At 73.7% G+C, this 17,686-nt stretch carries 7 protein-coding genes; 3 read left to right on the top strand and 4 right to left on the bottom strand.

Annotated elements, in window-relative coordinates; translation table 11 throughout:
- The 4 genes from ACZ60E_RS16325 to ACZ60E_RS16310 all read right to left on the bottom strand — a co-directional run bounded on the left by ACZ60E_RS16325 (position 1) and on the right by ACZ60E_RS16310 (position 14,355).
- Positions 1 to 1,641 carry an amino acid adenylation domain-containing protein gene (locus ACZ60E_RS16325; RefSeq protein WP_469441002.1) on the bottom strand — a complete coding sequence of 547 codons (1,641 nt, stop codon included), beginning with the start codon at positions 1,639 to 1,641 and terminating at the stop codon, positions 1 to 3.
- Positions 1,635 to 13,790, bottom strand: coding sequence for an amino acid adenylation domain-containing protein (locus ACZ60E_RS16320; protein WP_469441001.1), 12,156 nt, complete (start codon positions 13,788 to 13,790; stop codon positions 1,635 to 1,637). Before ACZ60E_RS16320 ends, ACZ60E_RS16325 begins: the two co-directional genes overlap by 7 nt.
- A gap of 10 nt (positions 13,791 to 13,800) precedes the next feature.
- Complete coding sequence (locus ACZ60E_RS16315) at positions 13,801 to 13,986, bottom strand: MbtH family protein (RefSeq protein WP_384798349.1); 186 nt, start codon at positions 13,984 to 13,986, stop codon at positions 13,801 to 13,803.
- Positions 13,987 to 14,094: 108 nt separating this feature from the next.
- Positions 14,095 to 14,355, bottom strand: a complete 261-nt coding sequence (locus tag ACZ60E_RS16310; RefSeq protein WP_469440999.1) for an acyl carrier protein — start codon at positions 14,353 to 14,355, stop codon at positions 14,095 to 14,097.
- A gap of 616 nt (positions 14,356 to 14,971) precedes the next feature.
- Between ACZ60E_RS16310 and panD the strand changes: the two genes are divergently transcribed.
- From panD to ACZ60E_RS16295, 3 genes are all read left to right on the top strand, one after another.
- Positions 14,972 to 15,391, top strand: a complete 420-nt coding sequence (panD, locus tag ACZ60E_RS16305; RefSeq protein WP_384798343.1) for an aspartate 1-decarboxylase — start codon at positions 14,972 to 14,974, stop codon at positions 15,389 to 15,391.
- Between the two features lie 438 nt (positions 15,392 to 15,829).
- Positions 15,830 to 15,988: a hypothetical protein gene (locus tag ACZ60E_RS16300; protein ID WP_453791560.1), complete on the top strand. Its 159-nt coding sequence runs from the start codon at positions 15,830 to 15,832 to the stop codon at positions 15,986 to 15,988.
- A 299-nt stretch (positions 15,989 to 16,287) separates the two neighbouring features.
- Positions 16,288 to 17,652 carry a helix-turn-helix domain-containing protein gene (locus ACZ60E_RS16295; protein WP_469440997.1) on the top strand — a complete coding sequence of 455 codons (1,365 nt, stop codon included), beginning with the start codon at positions 16,288 to 16,290 and terminating at the stop codon, positions 17,650 to 17,652.
- Positions 17,653 to 17,686 lie beyond the last annotated feature (34 nt).

The raw sequence follows: 17,686 nt of genomic DNA, 5'->3' as shown, positions 1-17,686 counted from the left end.
TCAGATCCTCTCGGGCAGGGCGGCCGGGGCGGCGGGTGCGGGTGCGGAGGCGGGGACGGGCACGGGGGCGGGAACGGCGGGAGCGGGGGTGGTGTCGAGCACGGCGAGGCTGCCGCGCCCCCAGGCCGGCTCGGGCAGGAGGCGCCGGTCCTCCTTTCCGTTGGCGTCCAGGGGCAGCGCGTCGAGCGCCACGTACTCGGCGGGCAGCATGTGGCGGGGCAGCCGGCCGGCGAGGAAGCGGTGCACGTCGGCGGCGGACAGCGGACCCGCCGCACGCGGCACGACGTAGGCGACGACACGCTTGTCGCCGGGGGGCGCGACGCGTGCGGTGACCAGGCAGGCGCGCACCCCGGGCGCCTCGCAGAGCGCGGCCTCGATCTCACCGGGCTCGATCCGGAAACCGCGGATCTTGACCTGCTGGTCGGCGCGGCCCGCGAACTCCACGGTGCCGTCGGGGCGTTTGCGGGCGAGGTCGCCGCTGCGGTAGGAGTACCGGCCGGTCGCTGGGTCGGTGACATAGCGTTCCGCGGTGAGTTCGGGCCGGTCGTGGTAGCCGCGGGAGACGGTCTCCCCCGAGATCCACAGTTCGCCGGTCTCACCCGGCGGGAGGGGACGGCCGCGTTCGTCCATGACGTGCAGGCTCGTACCGGGCAGCGCGGTACCCAGCGGCAGCGGGAACTCCACCTGGTCCGGGTCGGTGAGCAGCCGGCGGCAGACGGCCACCGTCGTCTCGGTGGGCCCGTAGATGTGCGCCACCGTCAGCCCGGGATTGGCGCTCAGCACGCGCCGCACCCGGGGCGGGGACACGACGTCGCCGCCCGTGACGACGGTGCGCAGGGGCGCGAACGCCGTCGGGACGTCGTCGGCGATCCGGTGGAAGAGGCCCGCCGAGAGCCACAGGTCGGTCACCTTCTCGTCCACCAGGACCTCGGCGAGCTCCGCGGAGGTCAGCAGGTCGTCCGGCGGGAAGGCCAGGCAGGCCCCGCGCAGCAGCACCCCCCAGATCTCCAGCACCGACGCGTCGAACGAGAAGGAACTGCTCTGCAGCATGGTGCGGCCGGGCCCGAGCGCGGCGAAGTCCTGCCGCAGCGCGAAGGCGGTGACATTGCGCTGCTCGACCAGGACCGCCTTGGGACGTCCGGTCGATCCCGAGGTGTACATCGCGTACGCCAGATCGGCGGGCCCGGCCCGCACCGCGTCCAGGGCGTCGGCGGTGCCGTCGCTGGTGCCGTAGGCCGTGCCGTCGTCGTCGGCGTCCTCGCCGAGCGGGGCCGGATCGAGGACCACGCAGTCCGCGAGGGCGCCCGGCAGATCCTCGCCGGAGCTGCGGACCAGGACACGGATACCGCTGTCCCGGCGCATGTGCGCCAGCCGCTCCTCGGGATACGTCAGATCCAGCGGTACGTAGGCGCAACCCGCGCGCAGCACCGCCAGCGCCGCCACCACGAACTCGGGGCACGGGACGGCCGCCACCCCGACCAGTTCCTGGGGCCGGACGCCGAGCCGCAGCAGCCGGCGGGCGAGCCGGGTCGCCGCACGGTCCAGTTCGCCGTAGGTCAGCCGGGTGCCGGGCGCGCGCAGCGCCACGGCGTCCGGGGTGCGTACCGCCCACGTACGGAAGGCGGAATCGATCGTCACCATCGTGCGTCCTCCAGTCCGACCCCGAGGTCGTGCAGCAATTCGCGCAGGAAGTCCTCACCGGCGTCCGAGTTGGCCGTGACGACGAGCCCCAGGCCGCGGTCCGGGTCGGCCCAGGTGAGGGAGCGGAAGCCGGGGACACCTCCGGTGTGTCCGAACCACCGCCGGCCGCCGTACGGTTTGCCCGCCGTGCCCAGTCCGCCCGGGGTGCCGGGATGGGTGCGGAGCATCTCGTCCGCCGCCTCGGCGCCCAGGAGGACCGAGGGGCCGCCGGTGACCGCCCGCTGGATCTCGACGGCGACCCGGGCCAGGTCCCGGGGCGTGGACCACAGCCCGCCCGCGGCCGACTCCGGGTACAGGTGCCAGCCCTCCGGGTGGGGGACGCCCGCCGCGTCGTGGTTGCGGGCGACCGTGGTGCCGGGCAGCCGCGGGACGCGCGGCGCGAAGTCGCTGTCGTGCATCCCGAGCGGGTCCAGGACGAGCGAGCGCATCAGGGGCGCGAAGTCCTGACCCGTGACGTCCTGGAGCACCTGCTGGACCACGGTGTAGTTGCTGCTCGCGTACAGGTACGGCGAGCCGGGCGGGCCCACGGGCCGCACCGGCGGGGTGAGCGCCGGGGGACGGCCGTCGAGCACCTGCGCCAGCGTGGGCATCGGCCGGTCCGCGCGGTAGCCGTCGTAGGACTGCGCGCCCAGGCCCGCGGTGTGGGTGAGCAGGTGGCGCAGGGTGACGCCGTCCCCGGGCAGCCGCCAGCCGGTGAGCAGGCGGTTGACGTCGGTGTCGAGGTCGAGACGTCCGTCCTGGACCAGGGACATCACGCCCAGCGCGGTGACGTGCTTGCTGATCGAACCGACCTGGAAGACGGTTCGCTCGTCCACCTCGACGGGATCCTCGGCGCCGAGGGTGCCGAAGCCCCAGGCCCCCCGCAGGTCGCCGTCGGCGATCACCGCGATGCCCACGCCCGGGACCCGGTGCCGCAGCATCGGCAGCCTCGGCGCCGGAGTTCCGGCGAACAGCCGCCGCACGAACGGCTCGGCCGGCCGTCGCAGCGCCGCGGGCGGGGTGCCGCCCAGGTCGGTGAGATGCCGCAACTGCCGTTCGGCCAGGCCGCGTACGGTGCCGGCGTCGAAGTGGTCGGCCGCGTACCGCCACTCGATGTGCAGCTCGCCGCCGAGGACCGCCGCCTCGATCTCCACGAGGTGGGAGCGCCGCTGCGCGGGGTCGACGGGATCGCCGTACGTCCGGGGCAGCGGGCGCAGCAGGGCGTCCGGTGTCTCGACGGTGTCCCGGCGGCCGTGGTAGTTGAACGAGACCTGGGCCGGGGGCGCTCCGACGCCGCCCCCGCGCAGATACCGGGCGAGTCCTTGGCCGATGCCGCGTCCCGCGGGGGTACGGGTGTGCTCGGCGACCACGTCGATCCAGGCGTCCGTGCCGTCGGACCCGGGACGGGTGATCGTCAGGGGCTGCACGCTGGTGAACCAGCCGACGGTGCGGGTGAGGTCGACGTCGTCGAACAGCGGCTCACGGCCGTGCCGTTCGACGTCGATCACACAGGTGCCACCGCCGGTGGCCTCGGTGAGCGTGCGGGCCAGGGCGGCCAGCATGAGGTGTTCCGGTTCGGCTCCGCGCAGCGCGGCGGCCTGGCGCAGCAGGGCCGCCGTGGGCGCGGCCGGCAGGACCACCTTCGTGACACGGGTGCGGCCCTCGGTGTTGTCACCGCCCGGACCGTCCGCCGGCAGTGGTTCGACGGGTGGCCGCGGCAGCGCCCAGTAGGCGGCCTCGGCCTCGAACCCGGCGCTGCTCGCGTGCTCGTGGAGCCGCTCGGCCCAGTGCCGCACGGAGGTGGTCTTGGCGGGCAGTGCGCCTCCGCCGCACAGGGTGTTCAGGTCCTCGGTCAGGATGTCCCAGGACACGGTGTCGACGGCCACGTGGTGGACGACCAGCAGGAGTTGTCCCGACGGCCTGAGCAGGACGGCGCGCAGCAGGGGGCCGTGGGCCAGGTCGAGCCCGGCGTGCGCGGCCTCCACGGCGGCGTCGGTCTCCTGCGGGGAGTCCACGACCGTCAGCGGGTCGCCGTGGTCGTCGCCGTGGTCGCCGTGGTCGCCGTGCTCGCCGTGGTCGTCCGGCGGGGCCAGGTACTGGTGCCAGTCGCCTCCCCGGCGCTGCCAGCGCAGCCGCAGCGCGTCGTGGTGGTCGATCAGCGTGCGCAGCGCCGCCCGCAGGGTGTCGGCATCGACTCCGGGACGGGTTTCGAGGAGCCGGCTCTGGTTGAAGCGGTCCAGCGGCCCGAGTCCGGCGTAGTGGTGCTGGATCGGCCCGAGGGGCACCTCCCCGGTGACGGGGCCCTGTTCGGCGTGCACGGCGGTGTCGCGGCCCAGGGCCGCCGCCTCGTCGCAGGCCGCGGCGAGCGCGGCGATCGTGGGGTGTTCGAAGACCATCTTCGGGGTGAGGGACAGGCCCGCCTCACGCGCCCTGGCGACGGTGTGGATCAGCAGGATGGAATCCCCGCCCAGCGCACGGAAGTTGTCGTGCACCCCGATCCGCTCCACCTTGAGGACCCGGCACCAGATCCGGGCGAGGGCCTCCTCCGTCGGCGTACCGGGAGCCGTGTGGGACCGTGCCGTCGCCTGCCGGGCGGCGGGGTCCGGGTCCGGCAGAGCGGCCCGGTCCACCTTGCCGTTGGCGTTGAGCGGTACGGAGTCCAGGGCGACGAGGAACCTCGGCACCATCACGTCGGGCAGTTCGGCGCGCAGCGCGGCCAGCGTACGGTCCGGGTCGTCGTCCCCGACGGTGTAGCCGACGAGACTCCGTGCGGCGCCCACGGTCCGTACGTCGGCGACCGCGTCCCGGACACCGGGCGCCCTGCGCAACGCGTCCTCGATCTCGCCGAGTTCGACGCGGACACCCCCGAGCTTGACCTGGTGGTCGGCGCGCCCGGCGAACTCCAGGACGCCGTCGGCACGCCGGCGCCCCAGGTCGCCGGTGCGGTAGAGCCGGGAGCCCGGAGCTCCGAAGGGGTCGGGCACGAACCGCTCGGCGGTCAGCCGGGCCCGGCCGTGGTAGCCGCGGGCCAGCGTGGGCCCGCCGATGAAGAGTTCCCCGGTGACCCCGGTCGGCAGAGGCGCCATCGCCCCGTCGAGCACATGGACGGTGTTGTTGTCGATGGGCAGACCGAGGGCGACCGCGCCCGTGTCGCCGACGGCGTCCTCGGCGGTGCACACCCGGCAGGTCGAGTCGATGGACACCTCGGTGGCGCCCCACGTGTTGTCGAGGCTGACCCGGTCCCCGAACACTTCGCGGAACCGGCGCAGCAGGGCGGGCCGCAGGGCCTCGCCGCTGGTCAGGACGGACCGCAGCCGGGGCATGGCCAGGGCCCGCGCCGGGGTGAGGACGTCGAGGAACACCTCCAGCACACTGGGGACGAACTGCACATGCACCACGTCGTGCCGGGCGACGGCCTCGGCGATCGCGTGGGCGTCGCGGTGCGCGCCCGGCGGCAGCAGGACGACCTCGCCGCCGGTGATCAGCGGCCACAGGATCTCCACCGCCGCGTCGTCGAACGTGAGCGTGGTCTTGTGCAGGACCCCCTCGCCGGGGCGCAGCCCGTGCCGGCGCTGCATCCACGCCATGCGGTTGACCCAGCCCGCGTGGTGCGAGGCCACCGCCTTGGGCGAGCCGGTCGACCCCGAGGTGTAGTACAGCGAGCACAGGTCGGCGGGCAGCGCCTCCGGCCGGGGACCGGGGCCGGGTTCGGCGGTCCAGGCCGCGGGGTCGTCCAGCGCGAGGACGCTCGCGGCGACGCCCTCGGGAAGGGCCGCGCGCAGATGGCTCTGGGTGAGCACCACCCGGGCCCCGGCGTCGGCGAGGATGTACGCCTGGCGGCGGGCGGGGTGTTCGGGGTCGACGGGGACGAAGGCCGCCCCGGACTTCAGGATGCCGAGCACTCCCACGACGTGGTCGAGGGACCGTTCGGTGCACAGGGCCACCAGGTCGCCCGGCCGGACGCCCTCCAGGCGCAGACGGTGGGCCACCCGGTCGGCCCGGGCGTCGAGTCCGGCGTACGTCCAGGTGTCGGAGCCGAGCCGGACGGCCACGGCGTCGGGTGTGGCCGCGGCCTGTTCCTCGACGAGGGAGTGCAGGGTGCGGTCGGCCGGGAAGGCGGTCGTGGTGTCGTTCCAGGCGCCGACGACCCGGGCGCGTTCCCCCGCCGACAGCATCGGCACGTCGGCGACGGCGGGACGGTCCTCGGCCAGGCCGGTCAGCAGCTGGACGAACTGGGCGAGCAGCCGGTCCGCGGTGACCTGGTCGTAGTGGGACTTCTCGCAGCCCAGTTCGAGGGTGAGCCCGGCGGCCCGCATGACCTCCAGGACCAGGGGATAGCCGGTGTCGCGGACCTCGCTCTCGGCGACCGGGACGACCCCCGGCGGCAGGCCGCCGAAGCCGGTGTCCGTGAAGACGACCAGGCTGTCGAACAGCCGCCGTCCGGGCGCCACGTCGCTCGCCCGCTGGACGGCGGGCAGCGCGACGTGCGCCCGCCCGGCCACCTCGGTGATCCGGCGCTGCACCTCGCGCAGCAGCTCGGTGACAGGGGCGCCGGGGTCCACCTCGACGCGCAGGGGCAGGGTGTTCATCAGCAGGCCGACCATGCGCTCGATGCCCGGGACGTCGCCGAACCGGCCCGAGACGGTCGTGCCGAAGACGACGTCCCGCTCCCCGCTCGTCCGGCTCAGCAGCAGGGTCCACGCGGTGTGGACGAGGGTGCCGACGGTGACGTGATGGCGGCGGCCGGCTCGTTCCAGGGCGTCGCACAGGTCGGCCGGAAGGGTCCGCCGGGCGCTCCGCACGCCTTCGGTGGCGCCGGTGGGCCGGCTGCCGGGCAGGGGCGTGGGGCGGGTGAAGCCCGCCAGGTGGGAGCGCCAGTGGGCGTCCTCGCGCTCGGCGTCCTCGGGGGTGTCGTGCTCGGCGAGCCGGCGCAGGTGGTCCCGGTACGGGGGCGGGTCGGCGAGGACGGGCAGCCGGCCGGTCGCGCGCCGGCTGCGGTAGCTGTCGAAGGCCTCGGTGAACAGGGTGTGCAGGCTCCACCCGTCGAAGACGACGTGGTGGGTCGTCCACACGAAGCGGTGCCGGTCCTCGGCCACGCGGATCAGCAGGAAGCGGGCCGGCGGGGCGGCGCCGAGGTCGAAGACGGTCCGGCCCTCCGCCTCGGTGAGCGCCGCGACCCGTTCCGTACGCGGGTCCGGCGGGAGCGCGGACAGGTCGGTGTACCGGAAGCGGGGCGGCGCGGCACGCCGGACCGCCTGGACCGGGCGGGGCAGGTGCGCCCAGTGGAAGGTGGACCGCAGGATCGCGTGCCGGTCGACCAGGTGGGTCCAGGCGTCCTCGAAGGCCGCCCGGTCGAAGTCGCCCTCGATGTCGACGGCGAAGGCGCGGACGTAGTCGCCGGTCTCCGCCAGCGTGTCGAGGAGCAGCCCGGTCTGCATGGGCGACAGGGGCAGGACGTCCTCGGTGTCCTCCCTGCCCACGGTGTCCAGGAACCCGTCCAGGGTGTCGGCGTCCAGTCCGGTGAACCGGAACGGCTCGCTCACCACGGGTTCCGCCGCGGGCGCCGCGGAGCCGAGGCCCGCCAGCTCCGCCACCGTGGGGTGGGCGAAGATCTGCCGGGTGGTGACGGCGAGCCCGGCCTCCCGTGCGAGCGCGGAGACCATGACCGCCTTGAGGGAGTTGCCGCCCAGGGCGAAGAAGTCGTCGTCCGTCCCGATGCCGTCGGTGTGCAGGACCCGGGTCCAGATGTCCGCGAGGCTCCGCTCGGCGGCACTGCGGGGCGCGGTCCGCCCGGCGGTGCCCGTCGTCGGCTCCTCGGGGGCGGGCAGCGCCGCGCGGTCGACCTTGCCGGCCGGGCTGAGCGGCATCGATTCCAGGACGACGAGCCGGGCCGGCACCATCGCGCGGGGCACCTTGCCGCGCAGATACGTCCGTACGTCGGCGGGGTCGGGCGCGTCGCCGACGAGATGGCCGACCAGGAACTCCTCGCCCGCCGTGTCCCGGTGGACGGTGACGGCGGCGAGCCGTACGTCCGGGTGGCCGGTCAACGCCTCCTCGATCTCGCCGAGTTCGATGCGGTGACCGCGGATCTTGACCTGGTGGTCGTCGCGGCCGAGGAAGCGGATCCGGCCGTCGGCGCGCCGCGCGGCGAGGTCGCCGGTGCGGTACAGCCGGGCGCCGGGGCCGCCGAACGGGTCCGGCACGAACTGCCGCGCGGTCAGCGCGGGCCGCCCCAGATAGCCGCGGGCCACCCCCGCGCCGCCGAGGTACAGCTCGCCCGGCACCCCCAGGGGTACGGGCCGCATCGCCTCGTCGAGGACGTGGGCGGTGGTGTTGGGCAGGGGGAGGCCGATGGTCACCTCCTGCGCGCCCGGATCGACCTCGTCCCAGGTGGACCAGACGGTGGCCTCGGTCGGGCCGTAGACGTTGATCAGCCGGGGCAGGCCCGTACCCAGCTCGGCGGCCAGGGGCTCGGGCAGCGCCTCCCCGCCGACCAGGCCGACGGCGACACCGTCCGCCGCCCCGAACCCGGCGGCCAGCAGCAGCCGCCACCCGGACGGGGTGGCCTGGACATGGGTGACCCCGTGACGCCGGATCAGAGCGCGCTGCGCGGCGGCGTCCCAGCGCCCCTCCTCGGGGACGACCACGAGCCGGCCGCCCGTGGTCAGCGGCACGAACATCTCCACGGTCGAGATGTCGAAGGACAGGGCGGTGAGCCCCAGCCACACCTGGGGGCCGGCCGGGCGCAGGACATGCGTCATGGCGGCGGTGAGATGGGCGAGCGCCGCGTGGGTGACCTCCACGCCCTTGGGGCGGCCGGTGGAGCCGGAGGTGTACAGCACATAGGCCACGTCGTCCGGCCGCGAGGGCTCGAAGCCGCCCGGCTCCTCCGGGGACCCGGGCTCCGGCCGCTCCCCGGCGGTGTCACCGCCGTTGTCGTCGGGGCGGACCACACGCACCTCGGGCGGTACGGACGCCGGGAGCGGTTCGCCGCCCGCGAGCAGGACGCGTACCCCGGAGTCGGACAGCACGAAGGCGGTCCGGTCGTCGGGGTACTCCGGGTCCAGCGGCACGTACGCGCCGCCGACCCGCCAGACCGCGAGCACCGCGGCCATCATGGTCGCCGAGCGGTCGAGACGCAGTCCCACCCGGTCCCCGCGCCGCACCCCGGCGGCCCGCAGCCGCCGTGCCAGCCGCACGACCTCGTCGTCGAGCCGGGCGTACGACCACTCCTCGGCGGCCTCTGTGTCCTCTGCGGCCTCGGAGGCTTCGGCGTTTTCGGTGCCGCACACCACCGCCGTCGCGTGCGGGGTGCGTGTCGACTGCTCCCCGATCATCGCGGGCACGGTCCTGGCGGCGGGGAAGGCGTGCGCGGTGTCGTTCCAGTGGTGGACGACCCTCTCGCGGTCGGCGTCCGGCAGGATCGGCAGCTCGCCGACCCGGGCGTCGGGCCGCTCCACGAAGGCGGCGAGCAGACGGCCGAACGACGCCAGCAGGCGCTCGGCGTCACCGGAGTCGACGCGGAGGTCGTCGTGGATGAGCTGGAGGACGGCCCCGGCCGGTGCGAAGCGCACGTTCAGCATCAGCGGATAGCCGCTGCTCTGGTGCACGGGACCCATGCGCAGGCGCAGACCGCCCAGGTCGGCGCGCTCGGCGACCGCCAGGTTCTGCATGACCAGGATGCTGTCGAACAGCCTTCGGTCGCCCGGCACCTCGGACCAGTCGTGGATGTCGACCAGCGCGGAGTGCTCGACGTCGCGCAGCCCGGCGAGCTGCCCGGCGAGACGGCCCAGCCAGTCACCGAGCCGGTCGTCGTCCGCCCAGCGCACGCGCACCGGCAGGGTGTTGGACAGCAGCCCCACGACCTGCTCGACGCGCGGCAGGTCGACGGAGCGCCCGGAGACGGTCAGCCCGAACAGCACGTCGCGGCGCCGGCTCCAGCGGCCCAGCAGCAGCGCCCAGGCGCCCTGGAACACGGTGCCGGGTGTGCAGCCCCGCTCGCGGGCGAACCGGGTCAGACCCTCGGTCAGCTCCGCGTCCAGCGCGAGTTCGACGCTGCGGGCCGCTCCGGCGGGTTCGTCCTGCGGGACCTGCCGGACCACCGGGATCGGGGTGGGCTCGCCGAAACCGGCGAGGGAGTCGCGCCAGTAGCGTTCGACGGCGAGCGGGTCCTGTCCCGCCAGCCACTCCACGTAGGCGCGGTGGGGGACCGGTACGGGCAGGTCGCGCGGGGGGTGCCCCAGCCGGCGCAGCGCCGTGACGGTGGCGAAGACCTCGTTCAGGAGCGGGCCGACGCTCCAGCCGTCGGACAGGATGTGGTGGTTGTGCCACACCAGTTGATGGCTGTTCGGGCCGGTGCGGACGAGGTGGAACCGCTGGGGCGGGACGCGGAACAGGTCGAAGCCGCGCCCGCGTTCCTCGGCGAGCAGCTCTTCCAGGCGCCCGGAGAGGGCGTCCGCGGGGGTGTCCGTCCAGTCGAGGACGGTGAAGTCGGCCCGTACGGTGCGGTGGACGATCTGGAGCGGGCGGTCCAGGCCCTCCCAGCGGAAGGAGCAGCGCAGCGCGTCGTGCCGGTCCAGTACGTGCTGCCAGGCCGCGACGAGCGCGTCCTCGTCGAGGTCGCCCTCGATCTCCCAGCGGTACTGGTTGAAGTAGGAGTGGCCGCCCGGGTCGTGGAGGCTGTGGAAGAGCATGCCCGCCTGGAGCGGGGTGCAGGGGTAGATGTCCTGCACGTCCCCGGCGGGCAGTCCGGACAGGACGCGCTCCAGGCCGTCCCGGTCGAGGCCGGCCAGCGGGAAGTCGTCGGGGTCCACCCCGCCGGCCGCCGTACCGGTGTCCAACGGGACTGCCACGGCGGCGAGTTCGGCGAGCGTCTGGTGGGCGAACACCTGGCGTGCGGTGAACGCGTAGCCCGCTTCCCGGGCCTTCGACACGAGGTACACGGCGGTGACGGAGTCGCCCCCGAGGGTGAAGAAGTTGTCCTGCGCGGCGACCGGCGGGATGTCGAGCAGCCGGCTCCAGATGTCGGCCAGCACGCGCTGGACCCCGTCGGCGGGCGGTGTGCGCTCGGCGGGAGCCGCGCTCCGCGGGGCCGGCAGCCGGCGGCGGTCGACCTTGCCGTTCGGCGACAGCGGCAGGCTCTCCAGGAAGACGAGGACGGCGGGCACCATGGCGACGGGCAGGGCGGCCGTGAGGTGGCGGCGCAGCTCGTCCTCCGAGGCACCTCCGACGACATAGCCGACGAGCCGGGCCCCGGCGGGCAGCTGCTCCGCCACCACCACGGCGTGCGCCACGTCCGGGTGTCCTGTCAACCGGGCCTCGATCTCGCCGAGTTCGATGCGGTGGCCGCGGATCTTGACCTGGTGGTCGTCGCGGCCGAAGAAGCGGATACGGCCGTCCGGGCGCCGGGCCCCCACATCGCCCGAGCGGTACAGGCGTGCCCCGGGCGGTCCGAACGGGTCGGGCACGAAGACGCCCGCGGTCAGCCCCGGGCGCGCGTGGTAGCCACGCCCGACCCCGGGCCCTCCGATGTACAGCTCGCCCGGCACGCCGACCGGCACGGGGCGCAGGGCCGCGTCGAGCACGTACACGGTGACGTTGTCGACGGCCGTGCCGACGGTGATCTCCGCGGCCGGATCGGTGACGTCGTCGTACGTGGCCCAGACCGTGGACTCGGTGGGCCCGTAGCAGTTGAACAGGCGTCCGGCCCTGCGGCGCAGCTCCGCCGCCAGCGTGGGCGGCAGCGTCTCACCACCGGTCAGGGCGACCGCCAGGTGCGGCAGGCGGTCCGCCGCGGCGAGCAGGACCCGCCAGCCCGACGGGGTCGCCTGCACATGGGTGACCTGGTGCCGCCGGGCGGTCTCGACGGCGGTGCCGCCGTCGTGCGCGGCGCCCTCGGGGGCCAGGACCACCCGGCCGCCGGTGGTCAGCGGCAGGAACATCTCGACCAGCGCGATGTCGAACCCGATGCCGGTCAGGCCCAGCCACACGTCGTCCGGGCCGGCGCCCAGCCGCTGCGCGGTGCCGCTCAGGAAGTTGACGAGCCCGGTGTGCTCGATCGCCACCGCCTTGGGGCGGCCGGTGGAGCCCGAGGTGTACAGCAGATAGGCGAGGTCGGCGGGGAGCGTCGCGGGCCCGGGCCGGGCCGGCTCCGTGGACGCGCTGCGGTCCGCCGTGCGGTCCGCGGGGTCGGCGTGGAACACCGGCACCCGGCCGAGCCGCTCAGGCCCTCCCGGCTCCGCGACGACGAGCGCGACGTCCGCGTCCTCCAGCATGGTGCGCAGACGCTCGTCGGGATGGTCCAGGGGCAGCGGGAGGAAGGCGCAGCGGGCCTTCCACACCGCGAGCAGGGTGGCCACCAGCTGCTCGGAGCGCGGCAGGTGGACCCCGACCAGTGCGCCGGGCCCGGGGACGGCCGTGCGCAGCCGCGCGGCCAGGCGGTCCGACCACGCGTCGAGCTCGCGGTAGGTGAGGGACGCGGTGTCCGAGGTGACGGCCGTGGCGTCGGGCGAGGCGGCGACGGCGGCGGCGAACAGGTCGAGCACGGTGCCGTCGGGCGGTGTGGCGCCGGTGCTCTGGAAGCCGTCGACGACCTGGGCGCGTTCGGCCGCGGACAGCAGTTCCACCTCGCCGACGGTGGTGTCGGGAGCGGCGACCGCGCGGGTCAGCACCTCGACCAGCGAGTCGAGCATCCGCTCCACCGTCGCGGGCTCGAACAGGGTGCTCTCTCCCACCAGGTCGAGCCGGACGCCCTCGTCCAGGTTCGCCGCGACCAGCGACAGGTCCACCTTCGCGGACGCCAGGCCGATCCGTTCGCGCTCGACGGTGACGCCGGGCAGCTCCCACACGTGCTCGCGTGACTCGATGCACTGGTACATGACCTGGGACAGGGGGTTGCGGGACGCGTCCCGGGCCTGCCCGGAATCCGCCACCAGCTGCTCGAAGGTGACGTCCTGGTGCTCAAGGGCCCCGAGCACCACGGTGTTCATCCGGCGCACCAGTGTGGTGAAGCCCGGGTCGTCGGTGACGTCCACCGTCAGCGGCAGGGTGTTCGCCAGCATGCCCACGAGCGGTTCGGTGTCGGCGGCGACCCGTCCGGAGACCGGTGTCAGCACGGAGAAGCGGTCCTGTCCGCCGCTCCAGCGGTGCAGATAGCCGGCGAACACCGTCAGCAGGGCGGTGAAGAGGGTGACGTTGTGCCGCCTGGCGAAGTCGCGCAGCGCGGAACTCACCTCGGGCGACAGCAGCCGGCGGGCGCCGTGCCCCCAGAAGGACGGGGTGGGCGGACGTATGTGGTCGGAGGGCAGTTCGAGGACCGGGGGCACTCCGTCCAGGACCGAGCGCCAGTACGCGAGTTGGCGTTCCAGCAGGTCACCGGAGAGCCGGGCCGACTGCCAGGCCGAGTAGTCCGTGTACGAGGCGGGAAGCTCCGGCAGTGTCCTCGCCAGGTCCTGGCCGCCGGCTCCGCGCGTGCACGCCGCGTACAGGGCGCCGAACTCGCGGGCCAGCACACCGCACGACCACTCGTCGGCGACGCAGTGGTGCAGGTTCAGTACGAGGACGTGGGTGGTGTCGTCGCAGACCGCCAGCACGGCCCGGAAGACGGGGCCGCGCTCCAGGTCGAAGGGGAGCGCGATCTCCTCCTCGGCGAGCCGCACCGCCGCGGCCGCTCGCGCGGCCGGCGGCAGGTGCGTCAGCTCGACGGTCCGCAGCGGGGCGGGCCCGGGAGGCAGCGGGATCTGGCGGGGCGGGCTGTCGTCCCGGAACGTCATGCGCAGGGTCTCGTGCCGTTCCACCAGGGCGTCCAGCGCGCGGCGGACCGCGTCGCGGTCCAGCGTCCCGGTCAGCCGCAGTACGCGGTGGACGCTGAACGTGGAGTTGTCCGACAGGAGTCGGTCCGCGACCCACAGGTTGTGCTGGACGGGCGCCAGCGGGGCGCTCCCGGCGCCGGGGCGGCGCGGCACGGAACTCACGGCGCCCGGGGGCGCCTTCGCGGTGTCCGACCGCCCACGCAGCCGCTGTGCCAGCAACTCCCGCTTCGCGGAGGTCAGTTCCCTGTCCTCCGCGACCGACTCTCCCGCTCCGGCTGCTTCTTCGGTCCGCGTCGTCATGACGGTCGTCTCACCGGGCCTGACGGAGGCTGAGCGGCCGCATGTCGGTCCACACCCGCTCGACATGGGCGAGGCAGTCCTCCTTGGAGCCGGAGGTGCCCTCGTCGAACCAGCCGGCGGGCAGTTCCCGTCCCGTCGGCCAGACCGAGTACTGCTCCTCGCCGTTCACCACCACGCGGTACGTCTGCGCCACCATGCCTTCACCTCTCGAAAAGTCGTTACGGACGTGCGATCGGTACGGCCGGCCCTCACCGCGGGCCGGCCCGGAGCGGCCGGCTCCGAAGCGGCCGGCCCCCGGAGCGGGTCAGGCGGCCGGGCGCCGCAGCGCCACGAGGGCGAGCGACTCGGGGGTCCGGGACCTGAACAGGTCGCGGACGGTGATCCGGACGCCCAGTTGCGCGCTGATGAGGGACACGGCCCGGGCGGCCGTCAGCGAGTCGCCGCCGATGTCCAGGAATCCGCTGCTCGTGTCGGGCACCTCCTGTGCGCCCAGCACCTCTCCGAAGACCGTGGCGATCCGTACGGCGATCTCCCGGGCCTCCTCGGTCGCGCTGTCCACCGTCATATTCCGTTCCCTTCGGGCTCGAAGACTTCTGACTTCCGCAGCGGAGGGCGAATTCGCGATTGTTCGCATACGCCCCCGGTGCCTCATCACTGTGACTCCGGCGGGTAATTCGCCTCCAGTCCCCCGGCCCCTCAGCAAACTGCGCGACATGAAAGTGAGCGGGTCACATTTCACGCCCATGCGAGCAGAACAGGCCACGGAGACAGGGTTCGGAGAGGGAATCGGTATTCTGTTCCGCCGCTGTTCATCCGGCGGCCCGGAGCGGCCGGAGTCCTGGGTGAAGACGGCTTTACGGCAGCTCAGAGGTGGTCTCGGCCTCACATCATCGCGGTGTCCCGAGAATGCGTGTCTGGCGAAGGCTGCTTTCCCATGGAATACTCTGCGACCGCCGTCGAAGATATTTTCGCGCGCGCTCACGGCATCCGTACGAGGGCCGATTCACGCGGCCACCGCCGATGCCGATCGTTCGTCCGGCCGCCGTGCCCCGCGAACTGCCCGCCTGCGCTGTACGAGCATCCATCCGCGTGTTTTCCGGGGCGGCTTCACCACATTCTTCTCCGCCGACGTCCACGCGTGGTTCCAGACCAGAAGGCACTGAACCCGAAAGGCGACAGCCATGTTCCGTACCATGCTCAAGTCCAAGATCCACCGAGCCACGATCACTCAGTGTGACCTGAACTACGTCGGTTCCCTCACCCTCGACGCCGACCTGATGGACGCGGCCGATCTGCTCCCCGGCGAGCTGATCCACCTCGTGGACATCAACAACGGCAGCCGGCTGGAGACCTATGTGATCGAGGGGCCCCGGGGCAGCGGGATCATCGGCGTCAACGGCGCCGCGGCCCGCCTCGTCCAGAACGGCGACCTCGTGATCATCATCGCCTACGCGGCGGTGGCGGACGGGGACGCCTCGAAGGTGGAGCCCCGTGTGGTCTTCGTGGACGAGCACAACGAGATCGTGCAGTTGGGCGACGCCCTGGGTGCGGCGCCCGACGGCCACGGACTGATCGCCGGGGACACGGTGAAGACCGGCTGAGACAGGGCGGGCCGGCGCTTCACGAGAAGACCTCGGGAGCGCCGGCCACCGGCCCCGCCGTATCCCCGCCCGACCATGCCGGCCCTGTCCAGGGCCGGCTTTCGCGTGTGCGGGGTCCCGGCGGGGCCCGATCCCACCGGAACCGGCCACGAGCGACGCCCGCGTGGCCGTGGACGGCGACGACCGGCTCCCGGAACCGGACCGCATCCGGCCCGCAGCGGGCCCGCACCCCGCCGACGGCGTCCGTATTGCCATCGATTGCGGCCCCGTGGGTTTTTCGTTCACCCCCCGCTTTGGTGCCGGAGAACTTGGTGAATGGTTCCGTCGGTGGATTGTGGGACGGGCGCACACCATCCTGGAAGAGCGGAAGGGGAAACGGCCGGACACCACCGGACGGGACCTTCCAAACATTCCTCACTCTGAATTCTGGGAGAAACCATGAAGTCTGTCCGTGTGTTCGTGGCCACCGTTCTCTTCGCGCTGACCGTCGGCACCGTCGCTGGCACCGCCGCCGCCGACATGGGGAGCGCCGACTACACGACGACTGCTTCCGCCACGCCCGGCGACGACAGCGGCTGGGGTCGCATAGCCGGATGACCTGCAGGTACACACGGGGAAGTCGACCCGTGGCGAGTTCCGGAGTCTGTGATCCAGCAGGTCCCGGAACGCAGGAATCAGACAGAGAAAGGGCGCCCGACTCCGTGAGCAATAAAATACGGGATGCTGTCCGGAAAATTGGTGACCGGGAAAGAGAAGGACTCGGACATGTGGCGCGCGGGGACACCTACGGGGAGATCCCCCGGCGCTTGAATGTCAGTCCGCATGCCGTCGGAAAAACCACGGCGACCGGAATCTCGTTACGCGAACGCGCCGCGGGCGGCCCGCGTCAGCGGTCGGTGCCCGCACCGACGGAGGGAGCCCGGGAAACAGCTCCCTTCGCCGAGCTCCTCAAGCGGCACCGGGGCCGGTCCGGGCTGACACAGCAGCAGCTGGCGGACTTCGCCACGCTGAGCGTCCGGGCGATCCGGGACCTGGAGAGCGGACGGGTGCGACGGCCCCGGCGGGAGAGCGTGGGGCTGCTCGCCGACGCGTTGCGGTTGGGCGACACGGAGCGTCTGCAACTGCACGCCGCCGGAGGAAGCCCGGCGGACCTGCGGGTCTCCCTGTTCGAACTGCCCGCGCCGCCCGCCCTGCCCGAGCCACCGGCTCCGCCCGGCGCGCTGGTGGGCCGGGAAGCCGAACTGCAGGTTCTGCTCGATCAGGTGACCGTCCACGGTCACCGTCTGGTGAGCGTCGTCGGCATCGGGGGCATCGGCAAAACGCATCTGGTGCTCGAGGCGGCCCAGTTACTGCGCGCCAGGGGCTGGCGGGTCGGGTGGCACGCCCCGGCCGGAGACCCCCTGTGCTGTGGCGCGATCCCCGCGACCGGCCTCGGCCCCAACCCACACTCCAACTCCGGCTCCAACCCCAACTCCGGCTCCAACTCCGGCTCCGGCGAACGGCCGCCGGGTCCCGCCGGCTCGACCGACGACCTCGTCGAGGCGATCGGCGAGCGGTACGACCTGCTGGTGATCGACGGCGACGACGCCCCGGGCCCCGGCGGGGTCGACATCGGCGAACTGCTGCGGCGCCGGCCGGGACTGCGCGTCGTGGTGACCGGCCTGACACCACGACACCTGCCGGGCGAACGCGTCCTGCCGCTCACCGCGATGGCCGTGCCGGAGGAGACGCGGGACCACGACCACGCCCGGTTGAGCGAGGTCGCGTCCGTGGCCCTGTTCCTGTCCCACATGCGCCGTTCACGGCCGGGGTTCCGGCTCCGGCAGGACAACGCGCACACCGTGGCGGGGCTGTGCCGCTGGCTCGACGGCGTACCCAGGGCACTCGAGTACGCGGCGGGCTGGTGCCTGGTGTACCCGCCCGAACTCCTGCTGGCCAGGGCCGGCCGTGACTCCTCCCTCCTCTCCTCCCCGGCGGGCTGCGGCTGCCAGGACCTGCTGCGTTCCGTCGCGCGCAGCGTCGGCATCGTGGCCGAGCGCCACCGCCGGGTGCTGGCCGAGGTGGCGGACCGTCCCTACTGGACGGTCGCGGACCTCGGCCACCTCGTGCCGGATCCGGCCGCCGCCCTGCACGCGCTGCTGGTCCACGGCCTGGTACGGCCGGCGGGCGCCCGACTGCCGGAGCACTTCACGGCGCTGCAGCTGGTGCGGCTCCTGCACGGACGGGACCGCGTCCCGACGGGCGTGGCCCGGGCCGGCTGAGACTGCCGCTGCTTCTGCCTACCGGGGCCCACGG

This window comes from Streptomyces sp. NPDC102514 (assembly GCF_055584525.1).
This window is presented reverse-complemented; position numbering and strand designations above follow the sequence as displayed.

Coding starts and splice junctions, on each gene's coding strand:
- ACZ60E_RS16315 (WP_384798349.1), bottom strand. CDS start 13,986: ATGGTGGCGCAGACGTACCGCGTGGTGGTGAACGGCGAGGAGCAGTAC.
- ACZ60E_RS16300 (WP_453791560.1), top strand. CDS start 15,830: ATGAAGTCTGTCCGTGTGTTCGTGGCCACCGTTCTCTTCGCGCTGACC.
- ACZ60E_RS16310 (WP_469440999.1), bottom strand. CDS start 14,355: ATGACGGTGGACAGCGCGACCGAGGAGGCCCGGGAGATCGCCGTACGG.
- ACZ60E_RS16325 (WP_469441002.1), bottom strand. CDS start 1,641: ATGGTGACGATCGATTCCGCCTTCCGTACGTGGGCGGTACGCACCCCG.
- panD (WP_384798343.1), top strand. CDS start 14,972: ATGTTCCGTACCATGCTCAAGTCCAAGATCCACCGAGCCACGATCACT.
- ACZ60E_RS16320 (WP_469441001.1), bottom strand. CDS start 13,790: ATGACGACGCGGACCGAAGAAGCAGCCGGAGCGGGAGAGTCGGTCGCG.